Annotated in this window: 1 protein-coding gene; it reads left to right on the top strand. The window is 67.4% G+C overall.

Features of this window, described 5'->3' with window-relative positions:
- Positions 1 to 270 (top strand): HEAT repeat domain-containing protein (locus tag Q0994_RS34010; RefSeq protein ID WP_299542615.1); only part of this gene is annotated, 270 nt, incomplete at both ends.

Raw genomic sequence — 270 nt, 5'->3', positions numbered from 1 at the left:
TGCGCGTGCTGGGGGAGCGGTGGCCCGACCAGGAACAGACTCTCACCACCGTCCTCAACGCCACCACCGACACCGACGCCAACGTACGGGAAGCTGCGCTGCGCGTGCTGGGGGAGCGGTGGCCCGACCAGGAACAGACTCTCACCACCGTCCTCAACGCCACCACCGACACCGACATCTACGTACGGATCACGGCGCTGCGCGTGCTGGGGGAGCGGTGGCCCGACCAGGAACACGTCTTCACCACCATCCTCAACGCCACCACCGACA

Origin of the sequence: uncultured Streptomyces sp. (assembly GCF_947488945.1) — a bacterium.
Classification (GTDB): Bacteria; Actinomycetota; Actinomycetes; order Streptomycetales; family Streptomycetaceae; genus Streptomyces.
The sequence above is the reverse complement of the archived record's forward strand: the minus strand, read 5'-3'. Positions and strand labels throughout refer to the sequence as shown.